The organism is Micromonospora sp. DT63, from assembly GCF_049841615.1.
In the GTDB taxonomy this organism is placed as follows: Bacteria; Actinomycetota; Actinomycetes; order Mycobacteriales; family Micromonosporaceae; genus Micromonospora.
In genome coordinates, this window is record NZ_JBNCKQ010000002.1 from 626,475 (window position 1) to 628,069 (window position 1,595).

The 1,595-nt window shown below is 69.9% G+C and carries 2 protein-coding genes; both read right to left on the reverse strand.

What is annotated here, in order from left to right; all coding sequences use genetic code 11:
* Nucleotides 1-117 precede the first annotated feature (117 nt).
* The gene (rplA, locus tag ACLQ27_RS09710; RefSeq protein WP_234583444.1) at nucleotides 118-834 is read right to left on the reverse strand and encodes a 50S ribosomal protein L1; all 717 of its coding nucleotides are present in this window, start codon (nucleotides 832-834) and stop codon (nucleotides 118-120) included.
* Between the two features lie 78 nt (nucleotides 835-912).
* Nucleotides 913-1,344: a 50S ribosomal protein L11 gene (gene rplK, locus ACLQ27_RS09715; protein WP_007465329.1), complete on the reverse strand. Its 432-nt coding sequence runs from the start codon at nucleotides 1,342-1,344 to the stop codon at nucleotides 913-915.
* Nucleotides 1,345-1,595 lie beyond the last annotated feature (251 nt).

Consider the following 1,595-nt stretch of genomic DNA (forward strand, 5'->3'; position numbering starts at 1 on the left):
CGTGGGTTACCTCAACCCTCGCTTCTCCCGCCGCTGGGTGTCGCGCTGCCACCCCCCCGGCCGCGCGGGGGCGCCGCCACGTGCGTGGCGGCGCCCCGGTACGAGCGAGCTGTCGGCTCAGGCCTCGGCCTGGTCCTCACGGAGGTTCTTCACCAGGTTCGGGTCGACCGGAACACCCGGGCCCATGGTGGTGGTGAGGATGACCTTGCGGAGGTACTTGCCCTTGGCCGCGGACGGCTTGGCACGCAGCACCTCGTCGAGCACCGCCGCGTAGTTGTCCACCAGCTGGGTCTCCGTGAAGGAGGCCTTGCCGATGATCAGGTGCAGGTTGGAGTGCTTGTCCACCCGGAAGGTGATCTTGCCGCCCTTGATGTCCTGCACCGCCTTGGTGACGTCCATGGTCACCGTGCCGGTCTTCGGGTTCGGCATGAGACCGCGCGGGCCCAGGATCCGCGCGATCCGGCCGATCTTGGCCATCTGGTCCGGCGTGGCGATCGCCGCGTCGAAGTCGAGCCAACCACCCTGGATGCGGGCGACCAGCTCGTCGGTGCCCACCTCGTCCGCACCCGCCGCGGCGGCCTCTTCGGCCTTCGCGCCACCGGCGAACACGATCACGCGGGCGGTCTTACCGGTGCCGTGCGGCAGGTTGACCGTGCCGCGGACCATCTGGTCCGCCTTGCGGGGGTCGACGCCGAGGCGCATGGCGACCTCGACCGTGGCGTCGAACTTGACGTTGGTGGTCTCCTTGGCCAGCTTCACGGCCTCGGAGGGGGTGTAGAGCTTCGACCGGTCGATGACGTCGGCGGCCTTGCGGTAGCTCTTGCTGCGCTGCATTGCTGATTACTCCTGTGGTCTCTGGCGGGCCGCTCGGCGCGGGCCCTCCCACGGTCGGGTCGTCGGCGAGGCCGAACGTCAGTCGCTGACGGTGATGCCCATCGACCGGGCGGTGCCGGCGATGATCTTCTCGGCCTGGTCCAGGTCGTTGGCGTTGAGGTCGGCCATCTTCTTCTCGGCGATCTCACGCAGCTGGGCACGGCTCACCGAGCCGACCTTCTCGGCCTGCGGGACGCCCGAGCCCTTCTGCACACCGGCGGCCTTGATCAGCAGCCGGGCGGCAGGCGGGGTCTTCAGCACGAAGCTGAAGGACCGGTCCTCGAACACGCTGATCTCGGCGGGGACGATGTCGCCCCGCTGGGACTCGGTCTGCGCGTTGTAGGACTTGCAGAACTCCATGATGTTCACGCCGTGCTGGCCGAGCGCGGGGCCGACCGGCGGCGCCGGCGTGGCCTGGCCCGCCGGCAGCTGAAGCGTGAACGTCTTGACGAGCTTCTTCTTCGGAGGCATGTCACTTCCTGGGGCTTGGAGCTGGGAAAATGCGGCCGTCGCCGCCCTCGGGCGCGCACGGTCAGCGCGGTGCGACAGCGGCGACGTTCAAGAGTAGCGCAGGCCGCAGCCCGCTCGTCCGCCGAGGTCGAGCGGGAGGGCGTACGCCGACGTCGGGGGCGGGGCCGGGCCCCCCCCCCCGAGCCGGCCTATGGATGCGCCCGGGGTTGAGTTTAGAGACCACCGGGGCACCCCCCCCCAGCTAGAAACCC